At 71.4% G+C, this 18,640-nt stretch carries 19 protein-coding genes; 6 read left to right on the top strand and 13 right to left on the bottom strand.

The window, feature by feature from the left end:
* Positions 1 to 22: 22 nt before the first annotated feature.
* From ACQCO7_RS41375 to ACQCO7_RS41390, 4 genes are all read right to left on the bottom strand, one after another.
* Positions 23 to 2,050: a beta-galactosidase gene (locus ACQCO7_RS41375; protein ID WP_464076661.1), complete on the bottom strand. Its 2,028-nt coding sequence runs from the start codon at positions 2,048 to 2,050 to the stop codon at positions 23 to 25.
* Positions 2,051 to 2,136: 86 nt separating this feature from the next.
* Complete coding sequence (locus ACQCO7_RS41380; RefSeq protein ID WP_464076662.1) at positions 2,137 to 3,477, bottom strand: ABC transporter substrate-binding protein; 1,341 nt, start codon at positions 3,475 to 3,477, stop codon at positions 2,137 to 2,139.
* A gap of 86 nt (positions 3,478 to 3,563) precedes the next feature.
* Complete coding sequence (locus tag ACQCO7_RS41385) at positions 3,564 to 4,490, bottom strand: carbohydrate ABC transporter permease (RefSeq protein ID WP_464076663.1); 927 nt, start codon at positions 4,488 to 4,490, stop codon at positions 3,564 to 3,566.
* Between the two features lie 6 nt (positions 4,491 to 4,496).
* Entirely contained in the window at positions 4,497 to 5,423 is a 927-nt protein-coding gene (locus ACQCO7_RS41390) for a carbohydrate ABC transporter permease (RefSeq protein ID WP_010358820.1), read from the bottom strand.
* A gap of 229 nt (positions 5,424 to 5,652) precedes the next feature.
* Between ACQCO7_RS41390 and ACQCO7_RS41395 the strand changes: the two genes are divergently transcribed.
* The 3 genes from ACQCO7_RS41395 (at position 5,653) to ACQCO7_RS41405 (ending at position 8,988) form a co-directional block, all read left to right on the top strand.
* Positions 5,653 to 6,717: a LacI family DNA-binding transcriptional regulator gene (locus tag ACQCO7_RS41395; RefSeq protein WP_464076664.1), complete on the top strand. Its 1,065-nt coding sequence runs from the start codon at positions 5,653 to 5,655 to the stop codon at positions 6,715 to 6,717.
* A gap of 206 nt (positions 6,718 to 6,923) precedes the next feature.
* Positions 6,924 to 7,733 carry an MHYT domain-containing protein gene (locus tag ACQCO7_RS41400; RefSeq protein WP_464076665.1) on the top strand — a complete coding sequence of 270 codons (810 nt, stop codon included), beginning with the start codon at positions 6,924 to 6,926 and terminating at the stop codon, positions 7,731 to 7,733.
* 340 nt (positions 7,734 to 8,073) lie between these two features.
* On the top strand, positions 8,074 to 8,988 hold the full coding sequence (locus ACQCO7_RS41405) for a S1 family peptidase (RefSeq protein WP_464076666.1): 915 nt from the start codon (positions 8,074 to 8,076) through the stop codon (positions 8,986 to 8,988).
* Positions 8,989 to 8,995: 7 nt separating this feature from the next.
* Here ACQCO7_RS41405 and ACQCO7_RS41410 read toward each other — a convergent pair whose 3' ends face one another.
* Both ACQCO7_RS41410 and ACQCO7_RS41415 read right to left on the bottom strand, forming a co-directional pair.
* Positions 8,996 to 9,124 carry a hypothetical protein gene (locus ACQCO7_RS41410; RefSeq protein WP_464076667.1) on the bottom strand — a complete coding sequence of 43 codons (129 nt, stop codon included), beginning with the start codon at positions 9,122 to 9,124 and terminating at the stop codon, positions 8,996 to 8,998.
* A gap of 381 nt (positions 9,125 to 9,505) precedes the next feature.
* Positions 9,506 to 10,084 carry a DUF6417 family protein gene (locus ACQCO7_RS41415; RefSeq protein WP_464076668.1) on the bottom strand — a complete coding sequence of 193 codons (579 nt, stop codon included), beginning with the start codon at positions 10,082 to 10,084 and terminating at the stop codon, positions 9,506 to 9,508.
* 175 nt (positions 10,085 to 10,259) lie between these two features.
* On the opposite strand from ACQCO7_RS41415, the gene ACQCO7_RS41420 reads away from it, so the two are divergent.
* The gene (locus ACQCO7_RS41420) at positions 10,260 to 10,502 is read left to right on the top strand and encodes a hypothetical protein (RefSeq protein ID WP_464076669.1); all 243 of its coding nucleotides are present in this window, start codon (positions 10,260 to 10,262) and stop codon (positions 10,500 to 10,502) included.
* A gap of 102 nt (positions 10,503 to 10,604) precedes the next feature.
* A complete protein-coding gene (locus tag ACQCO7_RS41425; protein WP_464076670.1) occupies positions 10,605 to 10,973 on the top strand; it encodes a hypothetical protein in 369 nt (122 codons plus the stop codon).
* 51 nt (positions 10,974 to 11,024) lie between these two features.
* Here the strand turns inward: ACQCO7_RS41425 and ACQCO7_RS41430 are convergent, their stop codons facing one another.
* From ACQCO7_RS41430 to ACQCO7_RS41440, 3 genes are all read right to left on the bottom strand, one after another.
* The gene (locus tag ACQCO7_RS41430) at positions 11,025 to 12,449 is read right to left on the bottom strand and encodes an oxygenase MpaB family protein (protein WP_464077424.1); all 1,425 of its coding nucleotides are present in this window, start codon (positions 12,447 to 12,449) and stop codon (positions 11,025 to 11,027) included.
* Positions 12,437 to 13,204, bottom strand: a complete 768-nt coding sequence (gene uppS / locus ACQCO7_RS41435) for a polyprenyl diphosphate synthase (protein WP_464076671.1) — start codon at positions 13,202 to 13,204, stop codon at positions 12,437 to 12,439. The genes ACQCO7_RS41430 and uppS overlap by 13 nt, the downstream gene beginning before the upstream one ends.
* 139 nt (positions 13,205 to 13,343) lie before the next feature.
* Positions 13,344 to 13,637 (bottom strand): putative quinol monooxygenase, encoded by a 294-nt coding sequence (locus ACQCO7_RS41440; protein WP_464076672.1) that lies wholly within the window; start codon positions 13,635 to 13,637, stop codon positions 13,344 to 13,346.
* 26 nt (positions 13,638 to 13,663) lie between these two features.
* Between ACQCO7_RS41440 and ACQCO7_RS41445 the strand changes: the two genes are divergently transcribed.
* Complete coding sequence (locus ACQCO7_RS41445; protein WP_464076673.1) at positions 13,664 to 14,245, top strand: ribonuclease FAU-1 family protein; 582 nt, start codon at positions 13,664 to 13,666, stop codon at positions 14,243 to 14,245.
* Here the strand turns inward: ACQCO7_RS41445 and ACQCO7_RS41450 are convergent.
* From ACQCO7_RS41450 to ACQCO7_RS41465, 4 genes are read right to left on the bottom strand one after another with little or no spacing between them, the layout of a single operon-like run.
* Positions 14,242 to 15,351: an iron-containing alcohol dehydrogenase gene (locus ACQCO7_RS41450; RefSeq protein WP_464076674.1), complete on the bottom strand. Its 1,110-nt coding sequence runs from the start codon at positions 15,349 to 15,351 to the stop codon at positions 14,242 to 14,244. The two genes, ACQCO7_RS41445 and ACQCO7_RS41450, sit on opposite strands and share 4 nt — an antisense overlap.
* Before the next feature lie 3 nt (positions 15,352 to 15,354).
* Entirely contained in the window at positions 15,355 to 16,536 is a 1,182-nt protein-coding gene (pgk, locus tag ACQCO7_RS41455) for a phosphoglycerate kinase (protein WP_464076675.1), read from the bottom strand.
* Entirely contained in the window at positions 16,526 to 17,605 is a 1,080-nt protein-coding gene (gene argC, locus ACQCO7_RS41460; RefSeq protein ID WP_464076676.1) for an N-acetyl-gamma-glutamyl-phosphate reductase, read from the bottom strand. The genes pgk and argC overlap by 11 nt, the downstream gene beginning before the upstream one ends.
* Complete coding sequence (locus tag ACQCO7_RS41465; RefSeq protein ID WP_464076677.1) at positions 17,602 to 18,576, bottom strand: NAD(P)-dependent oxidoreductase; 975 nt, start codon at positions 18,574 to 18,576, stop codon at positions 17,602 to 17,604. The genes argC and ACQCO7_RS41465 overlap by 4 nt, the downstream gene beginning before the upstream one ends.
* Positions 18,577 to 18,640 lie beyond the last annotated feature (64 nt).

Below are 18,640 nucleotides of genomic sequence, written 5' to 3' on the forward strand. Positions count from 1 at the left end.
GGGAGTCGGGAAGGTGGGGGGATCAGGCCAACGGGCGGCGTACGACGGTCACTTCACGCGGTCCGAGGACCAGGGACCCGTACAGCACGTCACCGGCGAAGCCGCTCAGGTCGACCTCGTCGTCCGTGCGGTTGACGAGGAACAGGAACCGCTCCTCGGCGCCCTTGCGCACGGTCAGCTCCACGCGCCCGCGCGCCCCGGCGGGCAGCTCGCTCTCCACGCCGGCCGGCTGAAGGAGCTTCGGCAGCAGCGCCGTGAGCCCCTCGACGCCCAGGCGCGTCGACACGTACGACGCCGAACCCCCGCCCGTCGTACGGCGCGTGACGGCCGCGCGCCCGGCCTGGTTGCCGGACTCGTAGCGGGCGAGGACCTCGGTCGCGTCGTCGGCCAGGGTGATGCGGTCGGTCCACAGGGTGCCCGTGGTGCCGTCGTCCAGCGCGACCGACTCGCCCTGAAGGAGCGGGCCGAACTCCTCGACACGGATGCCGAGCAGGTCGCGCAGGGCGCCGGGGTAGCCGCCGAGCCAGATGTGGTCGTTCTCGTCGACGACCGCCGAGAAGTACGTGGCGATCAGGTGGCCGCCCTGCTCGGCGTACCGGGTCAGGTCCTTGGCCAGCTCGGCCGGCATGACGTGCAGGACCGGCGTGATCAGCACGTCGTAGCGGGAGAAGTCGGTGCGCTTGGTGATCAGGTCGGCGCGCACGCCCAGCGCGAGGAGCGCCGAGTACCAGTCCAGGCCCTCCTGGCGGTACTTGAGGAGCGCGGTGGGGTGCGAGTCCTGCTCGCTCGCCCACCAGGAGTCCCAGTCGAAGACGATGCCGACGCGCGCTGTCTCGCGGTCCGAACCGGCCACCGGGGCAAGGGTCTTGAGGGTCGCGCCGAGCGCGGCGACCGCGCGGAAGACCTCGCTGTCCTCACCGGCGTGCGGGACCATCGCCGAGTGGTACTTCTCGGCGCCCGCCGCCGACTGCCGCCACTGGAAGTAGCAGACGGCGTCCGCGCCGTGCGCCACGTGCAGCAGCGCGTCGCGCGCCATCTCGCCGGGGCGCTTGGCGACGTTCACCGGCTGCCAGTTCACGGCGCTGGTGGAGTGCTCCATCAGGAACCACGGCTTGCCGCCCGCGATGCCGCTGGTCAGGTTCGCGGAGAACGCCAGCTCGTCGCGCGACTGCGGGCCGGGCAGGACGTAGTGGTCGTTGGAGACGAAGTCGACCTCCGCGGCCCAGTCCGCGTAGTCCATGCCCTTCGTCTCGCCCATCACCATGAAGTTGGTGGTGACCGGGACGTCCGGGGTGATCTCCTTCAGGATGTCGCGCTCGGCGCGCAGGTAGTCCTTCAGGACGTCGGAGGAGAACCGCTTGAAGTCGAGCTGCTGCGTCGGGTTCGGGTGCGAGGCCGCGAGCCGGGGCGGCAGGAGCTGCTCCCAGTCGGTGTAGCGCTGCGACCAGAACGCCGTGCCCCAGGCGTGGTTGAGGGCTTCGAGCGTGCCGTAGCGCTCGCGCAGCCAGATCCGGAAGGCGCGCGCGGCGTCGTCCGAGAAGTCGTAGATGTTGTGGCAGCCCAGCTCGTTGGAGACGTGCCAGGCGATCAGCGCGGGGTGGTCCTTGTAGCGGTCCGCCATCGTGCGCACCAGGCGCAGGGCGTGCTCGCGGAAGACCGGGGAGGTGGGCCGCCAGTGCTGGCGGGCGCCCGGCCACAGGGTCTCGCCGGTCTGCGTGACCGGGAGGATCTCCGGGTGGGCCGTCGTCAGCCACGGCGGCGGCGAGGCCGTCGCGGTGGCGAGGTCGACGCCTATGCCGCCCGCGTGCAGCAGGTCCATGACCTCGTCGAGCCAGCCGAAGTCCCAGCTGTCGGGGCCGGGCTGGAGACGCGCCCAGGAGAAGATCGCCAACGAGACGACGTTGACGCCCGCCGCCCGCATCAGGCGGATGTCCTCCTCCCACACCTCCCGGGGCCACTGCTCGGGGTTGTAGTCGGCGCCGTAGGAGAAGCGCGGGGCGAGGTCACCGTCCGTCCCGCGCGCGGCGCGGGCGTGGAGGGTGGAGATCATGGCGGTCCTTCCCGAGGGGGGTGCACGGGGGCGGCGCGGCACAGGGCCGCGCCGCCCGGTCGTTCTGAACTGCTGGCGGAGAAGACCTACTTCTCCATCGTGAAGCCCTGCTCGTTGCCGTACTTCACGGAGGCGTCCTGCCATGCCTTCAGACCCTGCGCGAGGGTGGTGGAGGAGACGTACGCCTTGCCGACGGTGTCGTTGAAGATCGAGTTCGCGTACGGCTGGAAGGGAAGGTACTTCCAGTCGCTCGCGACCATCGCCGCGGACTCGGCGAAGATCTTGTTGGCCTCCTGGCCGCCGAAGTAGTCGAACTTCTTGGCCTGGAACGCCGGGGACTCCAGCTCCGCCTTGGTGGCGGGGAAGGCGCCCTCGGAGACGCGGGTGGCGACACCGGCGCCGGAGTTCGCGTACTCGGTGAACGCGTACGCCAGCTCCTTGTTCTTGGCCAGCGCCGGGACGGTCAGCGAGCTGCCGCCGTTCTCCGCGCTCGCCTTCTCGCCCTTGGCCCACTGCGGCATGGCCGCGGCACGCCACTTGCCGGCGCCTGCGGCGACACCGGTGACGAAGTTCGCCGGCATCCAGGCGCCGGTCGCGAGGGTCGCGATGGTGCCGTCGCCCAGGCCCTTGTACCAGTCGTCGGTCCAGCCGGTGACCGGGGCGAGGAGCTTCTCGCTGATCAGCGTCTGCCAGACCTTCTCGAACTTCTTCGCGCCCGCGTCGTCGAAGTTGATGCCGACCTTGGTGCCGTCGACCTTGTACGGGCGCGAGCCGGCCTGCCACAGCATGGAGGTCGTGAAGCCCGCGTCACCGGTGTCGTTGGCGATGTACGCCTTCGGGTCGGCCTTGTGGAGCTTGCGGGCCGCGTCCAGGTACTCGTCCCACGTGGTGGGGACGGCGATCTTGTACTTGTCGAAGAGCTGCTTGTTGTAGAACATCGCCATCGGGCCGGAGTCCATCGGCAGACCCCAGACCTTGGAGCCGTCGCTGACGGCGTTCCACGGGCCCGGCGTGTACTTCGAGGCGAGCTTGTCGGCACCGAACTTCGACAGGTCGGTGAGGCCCTTGGTGAGCGAGTACTGGCCGACGGCGAAGTACTCGACCTGGGCGACGTCCGGGACGCCCTTGCCGGCCGAGATCGCGTTCGACAGCGCCGTGTAGTGCTTGTCGCCCGAGCGCTCGCCGACCAGGTTGACCTTGACCTTCGGGTACTTCTTCTGGAAGTCGGCGGCCACGGTCTTCAGCGTGGGCTCCCAGGCCCAGACCGTGATGTCGCCGCCCTTGTCCAGAGCGGCCTGGAGGTCCCCGGCCGAGACGGCCTTCTGCGAGGAGTCGTCGTCGTCCGAGCTGCCGCAGGCGGTGGCGCCGACGGCGAGGACGGAGACGAGGGCGACGCCGCGGAGGACACGGCTCGTTGTTCTGCGCATGGTGCTTCCACTTCTTCGTGGGTGGATCGGGTGAGGGTGGGGGTGCTGCGTTTTGTGCGCAATTGTGGGGCTTGGGGGCGTCGGAGTCACTCCTTGACGCTTCCGGCCGACAGACCGGACTGCCAGTACTTCTGGAGCAGCAGGAACACGGCGATCAGCGGCAGGATCGTGAGCAGCGAGCCGGTGATCACCAGGTTGAAGATCACGTCACCGCCGATCGTCTGCGCCTGCGCGCTCCAGGAACTGAGACCCAGGGTGAGCGGGTACCAGTCCGGGTCCTTCAGCATGATCAGGGGGAGGAAGTAGTTGTTCCAGGTGGCGACCGTCGTGAACAGCAGGACGGTGACGATGCCCGGCGCCAGCAGCGGGAGCGCGACCTGGAAGAAGGTCCGCACCTCCCCGGCGCCGTCCATCCGGGCCGCCTCCAGCAGCTCCGTCGGGATGGCCTCGGCCGCGAAGACCCACATCAGGTAGAGGCCGAACGGGGACACCAGCGACGGGATGATGACCGCCCACGGGGTGTCGGTCAGGCCCATCTTGCTGAACATGAGGAACGTCGGCACCGCCAGCGCCGTACCCGGCACCGCGACCGCGCCGATGACGACGGCGAAGATGGCCTTCTTGCCGACGAAGTCGAACTTCGCCAGCGCGTACCCGCCGAGCACCGCGAGCAGCGTCGCGCCGCCCGCGCCGAGGACGACGTACAGCAGGGTGTTCAGCAGCCAGCGGCCGAAGATGCCGTCGTGGTAGGTGAACGTGTCGTGGATGTTCGACCACAGGGCGAAGTGCTTCGCGAACCACAGGCCGTTCGAGTCGGCCAGGCCCTCCTGGGTCTTGGTGGCGCTGATGATCAGCCACACCAGGGGGGCGATCGTGTAGACGGCCATCAGGGCCATCAGGCCGGTCAGCAGCTTGCTGCGGCGCGGCTTGCCCGCGCTGTACGCCTTGGTCCTGCGCGGGGTGCGCAGCTTCGGCGAGCTCTTCGCGGGAGCGGTGGTGACAGAGGTGGTCATCGTTCGTCACGCTCCCTTGCGCATGCCGCGGAGCTGCACCACGTAGGCGACGATCATCGTGATCACGCCCATGATGATCGCGACGGTCGCGGAGTAGTTGTGCTGCTGGCCGTTGAAGGACAGCGAGTACGTGTAGAAGTTCGGCGTGTAGTCGGTGGTGATCGCGTTCTTCGCGAGCGGCTGGAGGATGCTCGGCTCGTTGAAGAGCTGGAAGCTGCCGATGACCGAGAAGATCGTCGCGATCACGAGCGAACCCCGGATCGCCGGGATCTTGATCGAGCGGATGATCCGCCACTGTCCGGCGCCGTCGATCTCCGCCGCCTCGTACAGCGAGGTCGGTACGACCCGCAGTGCCGAGTAGAAGATCAGCATGTTGTAGCCGACGAACTCCCAGGTCACGATGTTGCCGATGGAGGCGAGCACCCAGCTGGGGTCGAGCAGGTTCGGCAGCGTGACACCGAACGCGTCGTTGATGTCACGGACCAGGCCGTACTTCGTGCCGTACATGAAGCCCCACATCAGGGTGGCGACCACCGCGGGGACGGCGTACGGCAGGAAGATCGTGATCCGGAAGAAGCTCTTGCCGTACAGCCGGCCGCTGTCCAGCGCGAGCGCGACCAGCAGGGCGATGCCGAGCATGATCGGCACCTGGATCAGCAGGAAGATCCCGACCCGGGCCAGGGAGTCCCAGAACTGGGAGTCCTGGAGCGCCTGGGTGTAGTTGTCGAGGCCGACGAAGTGGTTCCCGCCGATGAGCTGGTCACGGAAGAGGCTCAGGTAGATCGAGTACGCGATCGGTGCCAGGAAGACGAGGGCGAACACGGCCACGAAGGGGCCGATGAACCCCCAGCCGGTCCAGGAACGGCGGTCCTTCTTCGCCGGAGGCGGTGCCGGCCGCGGCTCGGCGGCGGCCGGCGGTTGCAGCGTCTTCATGATCGATCCTCGCTCGTCCACTCATGGAACCCGCAGCGCCTCACGGTTCCCAGTGCGACGCCGCCCCGATGTTTACGTAAACATCAGCCAGCAAAAAAAGAGACCTGAGCTGTTATGTTTACGTAAACATCTGATGGCGGCATGTCTACACTCCTCCGATGACGCAGGTCAAGGGTCTCCGGGGGAGAGTGTGGCCGAGGTGACGAGAGGAAGAGGCCGGGGGTTGAAAATGGACACGACACACAGCATCCCGGCGCAGGGGTCCGCACCCGCCGAGACCAGGGGCAGACGCGCGAGCGTGTCGATGGCCGACGTCGCCCGGGTCGCCGGCGTGTCCTCCCAGACCGTCTCGCGCGTGTCGAATGGTTATGCGGGCGTGACCGAGGAGACACGTCGCCAAGTGCTCGACGCGATGCGTGAGTTGGGCTACCGGCCCAACAGCGCCGCCCGTGCCCTCAAGCGCGGCGAGTTCCGTACGCTCGGCGTCATCACGTTCTCGCTCTCCTCCACCGGGAACGTCCGCACCCTGGAGGCGATCGCCAACTCGGCCGCCGCCGAGGGGTACGCGGTGACCCTGCTCCCGGTGGCCGTCCCCACCCAGGACGAGGTGCGCGGCGCCTTCACGCGGCTCGAAGAACTCGCCGTCGACGCCGTGATCGTCATCATGGAGGTGCACCTCCTCGACGCGGCCACGATCAATCTGCCGCCGTACGTCCAAGTGGTGGTCGCGGACTCCGACGCGGGCGAGCGGTACACGGTCGTTGACACCGACCAGGCCGGGGGGACCCGGACCGCCGTCCAGCATCTTCTCGGGCTCGGGCACCGGACGGTCTGGCACCTGTCGGGGCCCGAGGACTCCTTCGCCGCGCAGCGCCGTACGGACGCGTGGCGGGAGACGCTCGTGCAGGCCGGGCGGCTCGTGCCGCCGCCGGTCAGCGGGGACTGGTCGGCCGAGTCGGGGTACCGGGCGGGGCTCGACCTCGCGGCGCGGGAGGACTGCACGGCGGTCTTCGCGGCCAACGACCAGATGGCGCTCGGGCTGCTGCGGGCGCTGCACGAGAGCGGGCGGCGGGTGCCGGAGGACGTCAGCGTCATCGGGTTCGACGACATCCCGGAGGCGTCCTCGTTCCTGCCGCCGCTGACCACGCTGCACCAGGACTTCGCCGAGGTGGGGCGGCTGTGCGTGCGGGCGGTGCTGCGGAAGATGCGGCACGACGGGCCCGCGCACGGGACGACGCTGGTGCCTACGCGGCTCGTGGTGCGGGAGAGTACGGCTCCGCCGCCTGCGCGGTGAGCGTCCGGAAGGGCTGAATCGGCCACCGCACTCGGGTGCGGGGGCTGTTTTGGCATGTCTGGGGGCGACTGGGGTGGGCTGGGACGGGCTTGGGAGGTAGGAGTATGAGGTGGTGGTGTGATGATCACGTAAGCAAGTCGTGGTTGAATGGTGAAGGAATCAGCCAAGTGGCTTGTTCTGGACCCGTGTAGAGAGGCATCGGCACCGTGAGCGCCACCCTGTCGGAGTTCCACTACGGTCTCGTCACCCCCGTCGCCGCCTTCGTCATGGCGTGCGTCGGCTCGATCCTGGCCCTGCGCTGCACCACCCGCTCCCTGCGGCGCGCCGGCGGTGAACGCCGCTGGGGCTGGCTCGCCCTCGGTGCGGTGTCGCTCGGCTGCGGCATCTGGACCATGCACTTCATCGCGATGATCGGCTTCACCGTCGACGGCGAGCTCATGGAGTACGACGCCGCCCTCACGATCCTCAGCCTCCTCGTCGCGATCGCCGTCGTCGCCGTCGGCGTCTTCCTCGTCGGCTACCGGGGTTCGGGGCCCGTCACGCTGGGCGTCGCCGGCACGATCACCGGGCTCGGTGTCGCCGTGATGCACTACATGGGCATGGGCGCGCTCAAGGTCAACGGGCTCCGGTACGACAACGGGGTCGTCCTCCTCTCCGTCGTGATCGCCGTGGTCGCCGCGACCGCCGCGCTGTGGGCCGCCGTCTCCATCAGTGCGGTGTGGGCGACGCTGGGTGCGAGCCTCGTCATGGGGGCCGCCGTGTCCGTCATGCACTACACGGGGATGGCGGCGGTCAGCGTCCACGCCGCGCACGGCACCGTCAGCGGGCAGTCCTCCGCCAGCCTGCTCTCCTTCATGCTGGTGATGCTCGCCGGGCCGCTGATCCTGCTGCTGATCGCCGGGGTCATCGTGATGTTCGACCCGGAGGTCGTGATGGGGCGTACGGAGTGGGACGCGGCGCAGGCGCCCGAGGTGCCGGAACAGGCGCAGGGCGCGGGAGTGTTCGACTGGCGGTGAGTGCGGCTCTCTCGCGTGCGGCCTTCTCATGGCGGGCCGGAGATCGCCAGGGCGCGAATCGGCCGACGGGGCGTGGGTGACGTATGGGGTGTGAACGTGCGTAAGTGAACGAGGCGCGCCTTCGATGGAGGCGCGTTTCGTGGTGGGGGGACTGGGGTCGGTGGGGTTCGCGGGGTGGGTGTGAGGGTGCGTCCGGAAATTGACCTTGTTCCTCCTCCGGGGCGGAGTTGAGGATTTCTGTGTCAAATCTTGACGCGCTCATGACCGAAACAAGGTCCGGCGTGTGCACCTCGCGGGCCCGCCACCCCAACGGGCCCGGAACCCCACTTCGGAGGTCGCAGTGAGAGTTGTCCGCACCCTGTCCAAGAGAGCCCGTCTCGTCGCGGTGGCGTCGGCGTTCGTCGCCGCGGCGGCGGTGACCGTGCCCGCGGCGGCGGTGACCGTGCCCGCGGCGGCGGCCGATGCGGCGCCCGCGAAACTGAGCGGCGCCCAGCTCGCGCGGGTCGCCGACGCCGTCGAGACCGCCGACGTCGTCGGCACGGCCTGGTACACCGACCCGGCGAGCGGCAAGGTCGTCGTCACCGCCGACGCGACCGTCAGCGCGGCGGAGATCGCCGGGATCAAGGCCGCCGCCGGTGACCGGGCGGGCGGGCTCCAGATCAACCGGACGCCCGGCACGTTCAGCAAGCTCATCGCCGGCGGCGACGCGATCTACTCCGGCGGGCGGTGCTCCCTCGGGTTCAACGTCCGCAGCGGGAACACGTACTACGCCCTGACCGCCGGGCACTGCACGGCCATCGGCTCCACCTGGTACACCAACTCCGGCCAGAGCACGACCCTCGGGACACGGACCGGGTCCAGCTTCCCCGGCAACGACTACGGGATCATCCGGCACGCCAACGCCTCGGCCGCCGACGGGCGGGTCTACCTCTACAACGGCAGCTACCGCGACGTCACCGCCGCCGGGAACGCGACCGTCGGGCAGTCCGTGCAGCGCAGCGGCTCCACGACGGGGCTGCGCGGCGGGAGCGTCACCGGCCTCAACGCCACGGTGAACTACGCCGAGGGCACGGTGAGCGGGCTCATCCAGACCAACGTCTGCGCCGAGCCCGGCGACAGCGGCGGCTCCCTGTTCTCCGGCACCACCGCCCTCGGCCTCACGTCGGGCGGGAGCGGCAACTGCACGAGCGGCGGGGTGACGTTCTTCCAGCCGGTGACGGAGGCGCTCAACGCGTACGGCGTGAGCGTCTTCTGACGGTTCGTCATATCGGCGCCCCGGGGTTTCCTGGGGCGCCGTCCGCGTGTCGGCCGGGCAGGACGCCGAGGCCGGTGACCTGGCGGTTGTGGAAGCGGTCGTCCTCGACCAGCGTCGTGATGCTCCCGGCGGGCACCGGTGCGGCGGGGGGATCGGATCAGCCCCGGCGAGCGGGGCGCCACGGCCTCCGTCGGGCGGGCGCGCGGAGAGCCGGACGGAGGCGGCGGCGCCGTCGTACCCGGCGTCGCCCACGCCTCGGGGCCGACGGCCTCTGGATCCGACGGTGGTCGACACGCGCAGCACCTCCCACACCCACGGCGGACCCGCCCACGGAGTGGGCCCGCCTCGGTTGTGGTCCCAGACCCGTCGCGGCCGACCGGCGCCGTCACCACCCACCCGAGTAGAGCCGTCGGCGGTCCGCACGCGGGGAACCTACTCGATCAGGTGGTTTGAAGGATGTCCGCGCAGGTCGCAGGCAGCGCGGGCCGAAGCCGGCCGTGCCCGCACCCCGGAGGGTTCAGCCCCGCCCGCGCCGCGCCCACACCCCGTACTCACGCCTGAAGCGGTTCTCCTCCGCGCACGAGAACACGGTCGTCCGCAGGGACATCGCGTACGCCGCCGACTCCATCTGCTCCGGGGTCAGGCACAGGTACCAGCGCTTCTCGGCGGCGCTGAACGCCGCCGCCGCGACCCGCTCCGCGAGCCCCGTGACCGGCGGCCGGGTCAGCCGGTGGCCGACGCCGACGAAGACCCGCAGCGTCTCCATCTGGGCGGGCAGCAGCTTCACCAGCCGCTCGCCGGGCGCCGGTTCACGCGGGGACGGCTCGACGGCCGTACGGCTGTGCGCGTACACCAGGACGTCCCGGCCGAAGTCGGTGATGCGCAGGGCGCGCGGGACCGGGCGGCCCACCAGGGCGGCGAGGTGGGTGCGCGCCTGCCGGTCCGCCTGCTCGACGATGCCCTCCTGGATCGCGGCCTTCACCGCGTTCCACACCGCGTCCGACAGCTCGTCGTCCAGCACCCAGCCCCGCCGGGCCGCCCGCCAGCCCGCGCGGAGCTCCTCCAGGAGCGTGATCCGCTTCTCCGAGTGCCTCATGCACCACCTCGCCCACCGAGCGTAGTGCGCCGGGCAGCACAACGTGAGCGGTTGTGGAAAACCGGCTCGCGGGGGTGTAGCGGGCTACACCCCAGGTCCGGGAGCGGCCTCCCTCGTGGCGGCGGGCGCGCGCCGGGATCGTTGGGGACAGAGATCGCACTACGAAGGAAACCCCATGAACAAGTCCCCGTACGCCGCCCCGGAGCGGACCACCGAGAAGAAGTCCAGGATCAAGGCGTTCCTGTCGACACGGCCCGTCCTGTGGTTCCTGTTCCTCTTCAACGGCGTCGTCGCCGTCGTCTCCGGCCTCACGATGGACGGCGCCATGGGCATCGCCACCGCCGCCGGCATGGGCCTGGTCGCCCTCGGCGCGGGCGGCGGCCTCGTCGCCGGACGCCGAGGGCCCGTCCGCGTCTAGGAACGCTCCCGCCGCTGTCTCTTGACGCCCCGCCCCACCCGCACCACCATCGAGGACGACCGAACGCATGGTCAAAGCCGGCAGAAGGAGACGACCAGACCCATGCGAACGAGACTCATCGCGAGCGGCTTGGCGGCGGGCGCGGCACTCGGCGCGGTCCTCATGCCCACGACCGCCTCGGCCGCCCCCGCAGTCCAGGTGGTCTGCGTCCCGGAGGCCCGGGTGTGCGCGGGCGTCGACGGCAACGCGGCCCAGGGCTACGTGTACACGTTCTCGATCAGGCAGCCGCCGACGCTCCTCGGCCTGTCGTTCACCGTCAACGGCCTCCCGGCGAGGGGCAGCACGACGATCCTCACCCAGCCGAACCTCGTGCAGGGCACGTTCAGGCCGTCCCCCGCCCTCGTCCAGGGCGACCGGGTCTGCATGACGGTCTCCTCCATCCCCGGCACCTACTGCGGCACAGCGAGCTGACCACCCGTCAGGGGCGGCCCCCGCACGGGGAACCGCCCCTGACGCCTGCCGTCACGCCTCCGCGAGCAGCGGATCGAACGGCGTCGTACGGTGCCGTCCCGCCATGAACGACAGGAAGTCCCGCACGAAGTCGCCCCGCGCGTACACCTCCCCGAGCTCCGGCAGCTCGCGGCGGAACGCCCTGCGGAACAGCCGCCGGTACTCCTCCGCGTCGATGCGCTGGTCCCCGTCGGTGTCGGTGGCGTCGAAGAGGACCTCGGCGACCCGGATCAGCGCGGGCCCGGCGAGGGACGGTACGGCCGCCGCGTACTCCGCGCGGCTCACCCGGCCGTCGCCGTCGGTGTCCAGCGCCGACTGGAGCTCGCGCCACCAGTCGGCGTACGCGGTGTACAGGCGGGTCTCCAGCGGCTCGTCCAGGTCGAGGCGGGTCGACAGCTCGCGGGCCATCGCGGCGAGGTCCGGCCACATGACGTACCCGTCGCCGGTCTGGTCGAGGACCGCGTCGAAGAACTCCTCGGCGTCACCCGACCGTTGACGCGGGACCACAAGAGGCTCGGCGGGCAGGGGCGTGACCAGCCGCACGAACGCACCGGCCTTGCGCACCGTGTCCCGCACCGCCCTGATCCGGGGATCGTCGCTGTCCGGCGACGCCGACAGCAGGCCGACGACCTTGTCCGCCTCGACCCACCCCTCCGGCAGGAACCGCGCGAGCCCGGCCGTGAAGTACGCGCTCCGCAACAGCGCCCCCGCCCCCGGGACCTCGGCCAGCCCCGCCCGGCGCCGGAACGCCTCCGGCAGCGACGCCACCGTGACCGCCCCGATCACCGGCCCCGCCACCGCCCGCCCCGCCGCCCACAGCGTCGGCACACCGTGCAGCAGCGGCGGCGCCGGAACGTGGTCGAACAGCCGGTACAGGATGATCCGCACCGCCTCCGTGTTCTCCAGCTCCTCCGCGACGACCCGGTCGTAGTACGGCCAGAACTCCCGCACCGTCCCCGGCAGCCGGTTCTCCTCGCCGTCCAGCGCGCCCAGGACCGCCCGGTACTCGGCGTACACCCGGTCCATCTCCGCCGGGTCCAGCGGCTGGCCGCTCAGCCGGCACATCGTGACCGTGCTCTCGAACAGCGTCGCCACGACCCACGCCCTGACCTCGGGGTCCGTCGCGTCGTACTCGCCGGCGCTCCTGAGGCGCGCGTGCAGCCGGTTCAGGCGGCCCGCCTCCCGCGCACGTACGTCGTCGTCCGTGCCGAACATGCGGCGCAGGCTGCGGTACGTGTTCCACAGGCGGCGCCACGGGTGCGTCATGAACGTCGAGTTGTCCAGCAGGGCCGCGCCGACCTGCGGATGCGCCGCCTCCAGGACGAGCGCCCGCACCAGGGCCAGCGCCCAGCGCGGGTCGTTGACGAACGTGTCGAACTGCGAGCCCGGGCCGAACAAGGGGGTGTCGGTGGCGCTGGTGTCGGTCACGGGCGGGATTCTCCGATCCGCTGGGGCGGGGGTACGACGCCGCCGTACCGGCGGTCGCGCTGCTGGTAGGCGTGCAGGCACTCCAGGAAGTGCGGCGCCCGGAAGTCGGGCCACAGCACGGGCGGGAACGTCCACTCCGCGTAGGCGACCTGCCAGAGCATGAAGTTGGAGATGCGCTGCTCACCCGACGTACGGATGACGAGGTCCACGTCCGGCGTGTCGGGGAACGGCAGGTGCGCGGCGAAACTCTCCTCGTCGACGGCGTCCGCCGGCACGCCCGCGCGGATCAGCGACCGCGCCGCCTCCACGATGTCCCGCCGGCCGCCGTGGTCGAACGCGACGGTCAGCGTCATCCCCCGGTTCCCCTCCGTCAGCGTCATCAGGTCGGCGAAGTCCCGCGCCAGGCCCGCCGGGATACGCGGATCGCTCACCCCGAGGAACCGGCACCGGATGCCCCGCGCGTGCAGCAGCGGCGCGTGCTTGCGCACCACCCGGCGCACCAGCCGCATCAGGAAGTCGACCTCGCTGCCGGGCCGCCGCCAGTTCTCCGTCGAGAACGCGTACAGGCTCAGCCACCGCACGCCCGCCCCGCGCGCGGCCTCGATCACGTCGATCACCGTCGCCTCGGCGGCGCGATGCCCCGACGTCCGGGGCAGCGACCTGCTCGCCGCCCACCTGCCGTTGCCGTCCATCACACAGGCCACGTGCCGGGGCACCGCCCCTCGCGCGGGCGCCTGAACCGCCGCCGCCTGTATCCCCGCCATCCCCACCGGCCCCTCCCGCCTCGACACGTCCAGCGTGCCTGCCCCCTCGGCCGAACAGGCTAATTCCGTCCCCGATTCACTCGAAAGAGATCATCGCGCGTCCGGTTCAGGACGCTTCACGACTGTTTCTGGCGCCGTGTCACGCCGTGAGCGGCACGTACATGTCCCGCTCCCGCAGCACCAGATGCGGCAGTAACAGGTCGTTGAGCATCCGCTGGTAGTCCGCGCCCGCCAGGTGCCGTTCGAACGCGGCGTGGTCGGTGTAGCGCTCGACGAGCACGAACGAGCGGGAGTCGGACGTGGAGCGGACGGCCTTGAAGGAGAGACAGCCCGGGGTGGCGAGGGCGGTGGCCGCGAAGTCCGGGAGGAGCGCGGCGATGTGCTCCTGGGAATCCGTGGTGGTACGCCAACGGGCCACGACGACAAGGGACATGGGACGGCTCCCGATAGGGTCGATGTATGGTGAACAAGTTCTTCGCGCCGGGGCGGACCATCGTCCGGCGCGAGATGCTCGACGGGCGCGAATGGCTTCTCTACCCGGTACGGGTGGTGGCGCACGACGCCGACGGACTCGCCGTCTTCACGGCTCAGGGAACCCCCCTCACCTTCGGACAGGGCGAGTTCAGCCGGGGCCCGCACCCCTGGCTGGGCATCGGCGACACCTGGCGCTCGCCGGGCGTCCTCCAACTGGTGCGCCCCGGCGACGGCTACTCGGTGTGGAGCCGGCCCACGGGCGGCTGGTACGTCAACTTCCAGCGCCCCATGCGCCTCACGCCCGACGGCTTCGACACCCTCGACCAGGAACTCGACCTCCTGATCCCGCCCACCCCCGGGACCCCGCCGTACACGTGGAAGGACGAGGACGAGTTCGCCCACCGCGCCGCCACCGGCGGATTCGCCCCCGGCGAGGCGGAGTCGGTGCGCGAGACGGCGGACCGGGTCGCCGCCCTGGTCGAGAGCGGCGACCGCTGGTGGGACAAGTGGCGCGACTGGCGGGCGCCGGAGCACTGGACGGCTCCTGAGCGGGTCCCGCTGTCCTAGTACGACTCCTCGTACAGCACCCGCAGATACTCGGCGTCCACGTCGGGGCGCGGGTCGTTGTCGAGGTTGCCGGTCACCCCGTCGAGCAGTGCGCCGAGGTCCGTACGGGACACCCCGTGGTCCCGCAGCCGCGACGCGAGCGAGGTGCGCTCCAGGAACGCGCCGACCGCCTCGCCCACGCTGGACGTGCCCAGCGCCCGCGCGAGGCGGCCGAAGTCGTCCGGCGCGTGGTGCTCGGTGTGGCGCAGCCAGGCCGGGTAGACGACGGCCAGGCCCCGGCCGTGGGAGATGCCGAGGTCGGGCAGCGCGCCCATGGCCTGCTGGAGCCGGTGCGGCAGACAGGTGCTGGCGCGGGCGACGTTGATGCCGCCGAGGAGCGCCGCCAGCGAGAGGGCTTCGCGGCCGGCGCGGGAGTCGTCGCCCCGGACCAGAACGTCGGTGTGCTCGGTGATCAGCTCCAGCGCCTGGACGGCCAGCGCCTGGCTGAGCGGGTCGGAGCGGCGGGCCACGAACCCCTCGACGGCATGCGCGAACGCGTCGAACGCGGTCTCCGTGCGCACGTGCCGCGGAACCGTCGCCGTCAGCTCCGGGTCGATCACGGCGATCCGGGGCGTCAGCGCGTCGCCCCGGATCCCGGAGCGGAAGCGCCGCACGGTGTCGGTGACGATCGCGCCCTTCGTCACCTCGGAACCGCTCCCGGCGGTCGTCGGCACCGCCACGATCGGTACGACGGGGTCGGCCGGGGACAGCGTGGACCCGATCAGCTCGGTCGCCGGACGCCCGGTGCCCAGGACGGCGGCGACGGCCTTGGCGGCGTCCAGCGGACTGCCCCCGCCGAGCCCCACGACCACGTCGCACCCGTGCCTGCGCGCCACCTCGGCGGCCTGCTCCACCTCCGCACAGGTCGGGTTCGACGACACGCCGTCGAAGTGGACGGCGCCGCCCAGGGAGGCCAACGCCCGCTCCAGATAACCGTACTTGCGGCCCGCCGACCGCCCGGTCACCAGCAGGGGACGTTCACCCAGCTCCCCGGTGAGGGGACCGAGGCGGTCCAGGGTTCCCGCGCCGAACACGATCCGGGTCGGGATGGCGAGGTCGAAGTGCATGCTTCACGTCCTTCGTGGATTCCGCAGGGCCCGCAGCACCGCGCAGTCCCCTTCGGCGAGCAGGGTGAGCGCGGAGCCGCCGCCGGTGGACGTGCGGCCCCGCCAGGGGAGTTCGGCGACCGTGTCGCCGCCCAGCAGCAGGGTGTCCGTGCCGGCCAGCACCGGCAGGACCGCGTCCGCCGCCCGCGTGTGGCCGTACACGTACTGGCAGGGCGTGCCCGCCACCACCGCCCGCTCGGCGTAGGTGAGTTCGGCGGCGGCCCACGGCTGGAGGTCGAAGTCGACGACCGCGTGACCGTCGGGCACGTCGGCGGGCAGGGCGAGGGGGCGGGCCGGTCCGGTCGGGTTGCCGGAGGCGTCGGCCGGGGCGACGTACACCGTCGACGGGATGTGGATCAGCGCCTTGCGCGGGCCCTCCAGGACCTCGCGGGCCACCCGGACGCAGCGCTCCGGGTCGGTCCCGAGCCAGGACGCGCCCGTGCGGTGGCCGAGGGCGGCGAGGACGGTGTTGAGGACGACGCCGCCCGGCACGATCACGTCGTAGTAGGCGGCGAGGCCCGCGAGACCGGCGAGGACCTTCTCCGGTTTGCGCCCGCCGAGCACCGCCACCGACCGCCTGCCGTCGCGCACCGCCCACGGCGCCAGCGCCTCCACGTCCCGCACCAGACTCCGCGCCGCCACCCCGGGCAGCAGCTCCAGGAGCCCGGTGGTGGAGGCGTGCGCGCGGTGCGCCTTGGAGAAGCCGCCCACCGCGACCCGGTCCCCGAGCCGCGCGAACGCCCGCGCCAGATCAGGGTCGTCGCTCTCCTCGCCCGCGTACTCCCGGGTGTTGCCGAACAGCACGATCTGCCCCGGCGACATCGCCGCCGCGACCTTCGGCGCCTGTTCGTCCGCGCTGTGCGGGTGGTAGGCCACCACCCGGCCCAACTCCCGCGCCAGATAGGCCGCGACGTGGGACAGGCCGCGCGCGGTGCCGTCGCGGTGACTGCCCTGGTGGGACAGGACCGCGACCCGCGCACCGGCGTCCGCGAGCGCCGCGATGTCCGCCAGCTCGCAGTCGATACGGGCGGTTTCGGCGAGCTTCACGCCGGTGTTGAAACCGGCCGACAGGATCCACCGCTCCCCGGGCACCACCGGCCGGCCGGCGAGCCGGGGGACCCCGGCCAGCGGCGTGTCAGAAGCCATACGTCCGCAACCCCGCCGTCTCGTCCAGGCCCAGCATCAGGTTCATGTTCTGGATCGCCGAACCGGCCGCCCCCTTCACGAGGTTGTCCGTCACGGCCACCACCTTCACCGCGCCCCGGTGCGCGTCGTAGTCGAGCCCGATGTGGCAGAAGTTCGACCCGGTCACCCCGGCCAGCGTCGGATACCGCCGGTAGTCCTTGTCGGTGAGCCCGCCGTGTGCCGGCCGCGCGTTCACCCGCACGAAGAACTCGCCCTTGTACCGCGCCTGGTACAGATCGAGGAGCGCCTCCCGGCTCAACTCCCCGCGCACGTCGGCCCGTACGGGCACGGTCGCCTGGATGTGGATGCCCCGCGCGAAGTTGCCGTGCGCGGTCGACAGGTCCACCACCACACCCCGGCCGATCTGATCCTCCAACTCGTACGCGTGCCGGTGCCCTTGGAGGCTGTAGGGCAGCAGCGCCGCGAACGCGTTGGGGTGCATCACCTCCGCGCGCGGTTTGTTCCCGGCCCCCGACGTCCCGTTGATCCCCACCAGGTTGAGCGGCGAGGTGGGGTCCGCGATGCCGCTGTCGTAGAGCGGGACGACGCCCAGGAGTGCGGTGATGACATAGCAGCCGGGGTTCGCGATCAGGCGGGCCCTGGCGATGCGCTCCCGGTTGAACTCGCTGACCCCGTACACCGCTTCGGCGAGCGCGTCCGTCGCCGTGTGCTCGGCGCCGTACGCCCGCGCATAGGTCCCGGGGTCGGCGAAGCGGAAGTCGGCGCTCAGGTCGACCACCCGGGTGCCGGCCGCGAGGAGGCCACCGGCGCGGCGCATGGCCTCGCCGCTCGGCGTGCACAGGAACACCACGTCGAACTCGCCCGCGCGGGCCGTCACCTCGTCCGGTGTGGTGAACTCCAGGTCGCTGCCGAGGAGTTGGGGGTGGACGGACTCCAGCGGCTCGTCCTGCGAGCGGGCCGCCGCCGCGATCCGGGTGACGTCCGGATGGTTCAGCAGCAGCCGCAGCATCTCGCCGCCGGTGAACCCGGAGGCGCCGATCACGGCGGCACGGACACGGGACGCGCTCACTGGACGGCCTCCGGGGCCAGGGGGCGCGCCAGGACGCCGGCGGCGGAGAGCTCCTCGCGCAGCCGGGACACCAGCAGGGCGCCGATGCGGTGCTGCGCGTCGTGCGTGGTCGCCCCGATGTGCGGGGTGAGGACGACGTTGTCCAGCTCGGCGAGCGCCGAGACACCGCCCTCGACGGCGTGCACGTCCAGCGCAGCGCCCGCGATCACGCCGGTCGACAGGGCCTCGTACAGGGCCTGTTCGTCGACGACACCGCCCCGGGCGACGTTGACGAGGTACGTGTCCGGGCCCATCGCGGCCAGCTCCGGGCCCGAAATGAGGTGTCTGGTCGCGTCGTTGAGGGGCAGCGCGAGGCAGACGACGTCCGACTCCCGCAACAGCCGCTCCAGCGGGACGAGTTCGATGTCCTCGGCGGCGAGTTCCTCCGCGCGCTCGGGAGTCGGCGAGGCCACCGACGCGAGGACCCGCATCCGCAGCGGGCGGGCCAGCTCCGCGAGCCGGGAGCCGATCGGGCCGAGGCCGACCACGCCCAGGGTGTGGCCGCCGAGTTCGGGACCGGCCAGCTCCGGCTTGCGCCACAGGCCGGCGCGGATCTGCCGGTCCGCCAGCGCGAGGTTCCGGGTCACCGACAGGGCCAGGCCCAGGGCGAGTTCGGCGACCGCGTTCGCGGAGACGCCGTGCAGGGTGAAGACGCGGATGCCCAGCTCGCGGGCGACGTCGACGTCGATGTTGTCGGTGCCGCTGCCGGCCCGGCCGATCACCCGCAGCCGCGGCGCGGACCGGATCACCTCCTCGGTCAGCCGTACCCCGCTGCGGACCACGACGGCGTCCGGGTCCACCTCCTTGACCAGGGTGGCGAGTTCGTCCTGCGGCGGCTTCAGCCGCACCACGACCTCCAGATCCCGGCCGAGTTCGGCGAGAGCCTCGGGATCGACGGGGTCCAGGACCAGCAGACGCTGCGTTCGGGCCACGGCGTGACCTCCTTCATGTGGGGGGGGGACAGGGGAAAAGGGGCCCGTGACGGGTGTGGGGGAA

Source organism: Streptomyces saintjeani (genome assembly GCF_055409605.1).

Excerpts from the sequence above, each read along its gene's own strand:
- ACQCO7_RS41375 (WP_464076661.1), bottom strand. The coding sequence starts at position 2,050 with ATGATCTCCACCCTCCACGCCCGCGCCGCGCGCGGGACGGACGGTGAC.
- ACQCO7_RS41380 (WP_464076662.1), bottom strand. The coding sequence starts at position 3,477 with ATGCGCAGAACAACGAGCCGTGTCCTCCGCGGCGTCGCCCTCGTCTCC.
- ACQCO7_RS41385 (WP_464076663.1), bottom strand. The coding sequence starts at position 4,490 with ATGACCACCTCTGTCACCACCGCTCCCGCGAAGAGCTCGCCGAAGCTG.
- ACQCO7_RS41390 (WP_010358820.1), bottom strand. The coding sequence starts at position 5,423 with ATGAAGACGCTGCAACCGCCGGCCGCCGCCGAGCCGCGGCCGGCACCG.
- ACQCO7_RS41395 (WP_464076664.1), top strand. The coding sequence starts at position 5,653 with ATGGACACGACACACAGCATCCCGGCGCAGGGGTCCGCACCCGCCGAG.
- ACQCO7_RS41415 (WP_464076668.1), bottom strand. The coding sequence starts at position 10,084 with ATGAGGCACTCGGAGAAGCGGATCACGCTCCTGGAGGAGCTCCGCGCG.
- ACQCO7_RS41420 (WP_464076669.1), top strand. The coding sequence starts at position 10,260 with ATGAACAAGTCCCCGTACGCCGCCCCGGAGCGGACCACCGAGAAGAAG.
- ACQCO7_RS41425 (WP_464076670.1), top strand. The coding sequence starts at position 10,605 with ATGCGAACGAGACTCATCGCGAGCGGCTTGGCGGCGGGCGCGGCACTC.
- uppS (WP_464076671.1), bottom strand. The coding sequence starts at position 13,204 with ATGGCGGGGATACAGGCGGCGGCGGTTCAGGCGCCCGCGCGAGGGGCG.
- ACQCO7_RS41440 (WP_464076672.1), bottom strand. The coding sequence starts at position 13,637 with ATGTCCCTTGTCGTCGTGGCCCGTTGGCGTACCACCACGGATTCCCAG.
- ACQCO7_RS41445 (WP_464076673.1), top strand. The coding sequence starts at position 13,664 with ATGGTGAACAAGTTCTTCGCGCCGGGGCGGACCATCGTCCGGCGCGAG.
- ACQCO7_RS41450 (WP_464076674.1), bottom strand. The coding sequence starts at position 15,351 with ATGCACTTCGACCTCGCCATCCCGACCCGGATCGTGTTCGGCGCGGGA.
- pgk (WP_464076675.1), bottom strand. The coding sequence starts at position 16,536 with ATGGCTTCTGACACGCCGCTGGCCGGGGTCCCCCGGCTCGCCGGCCGG.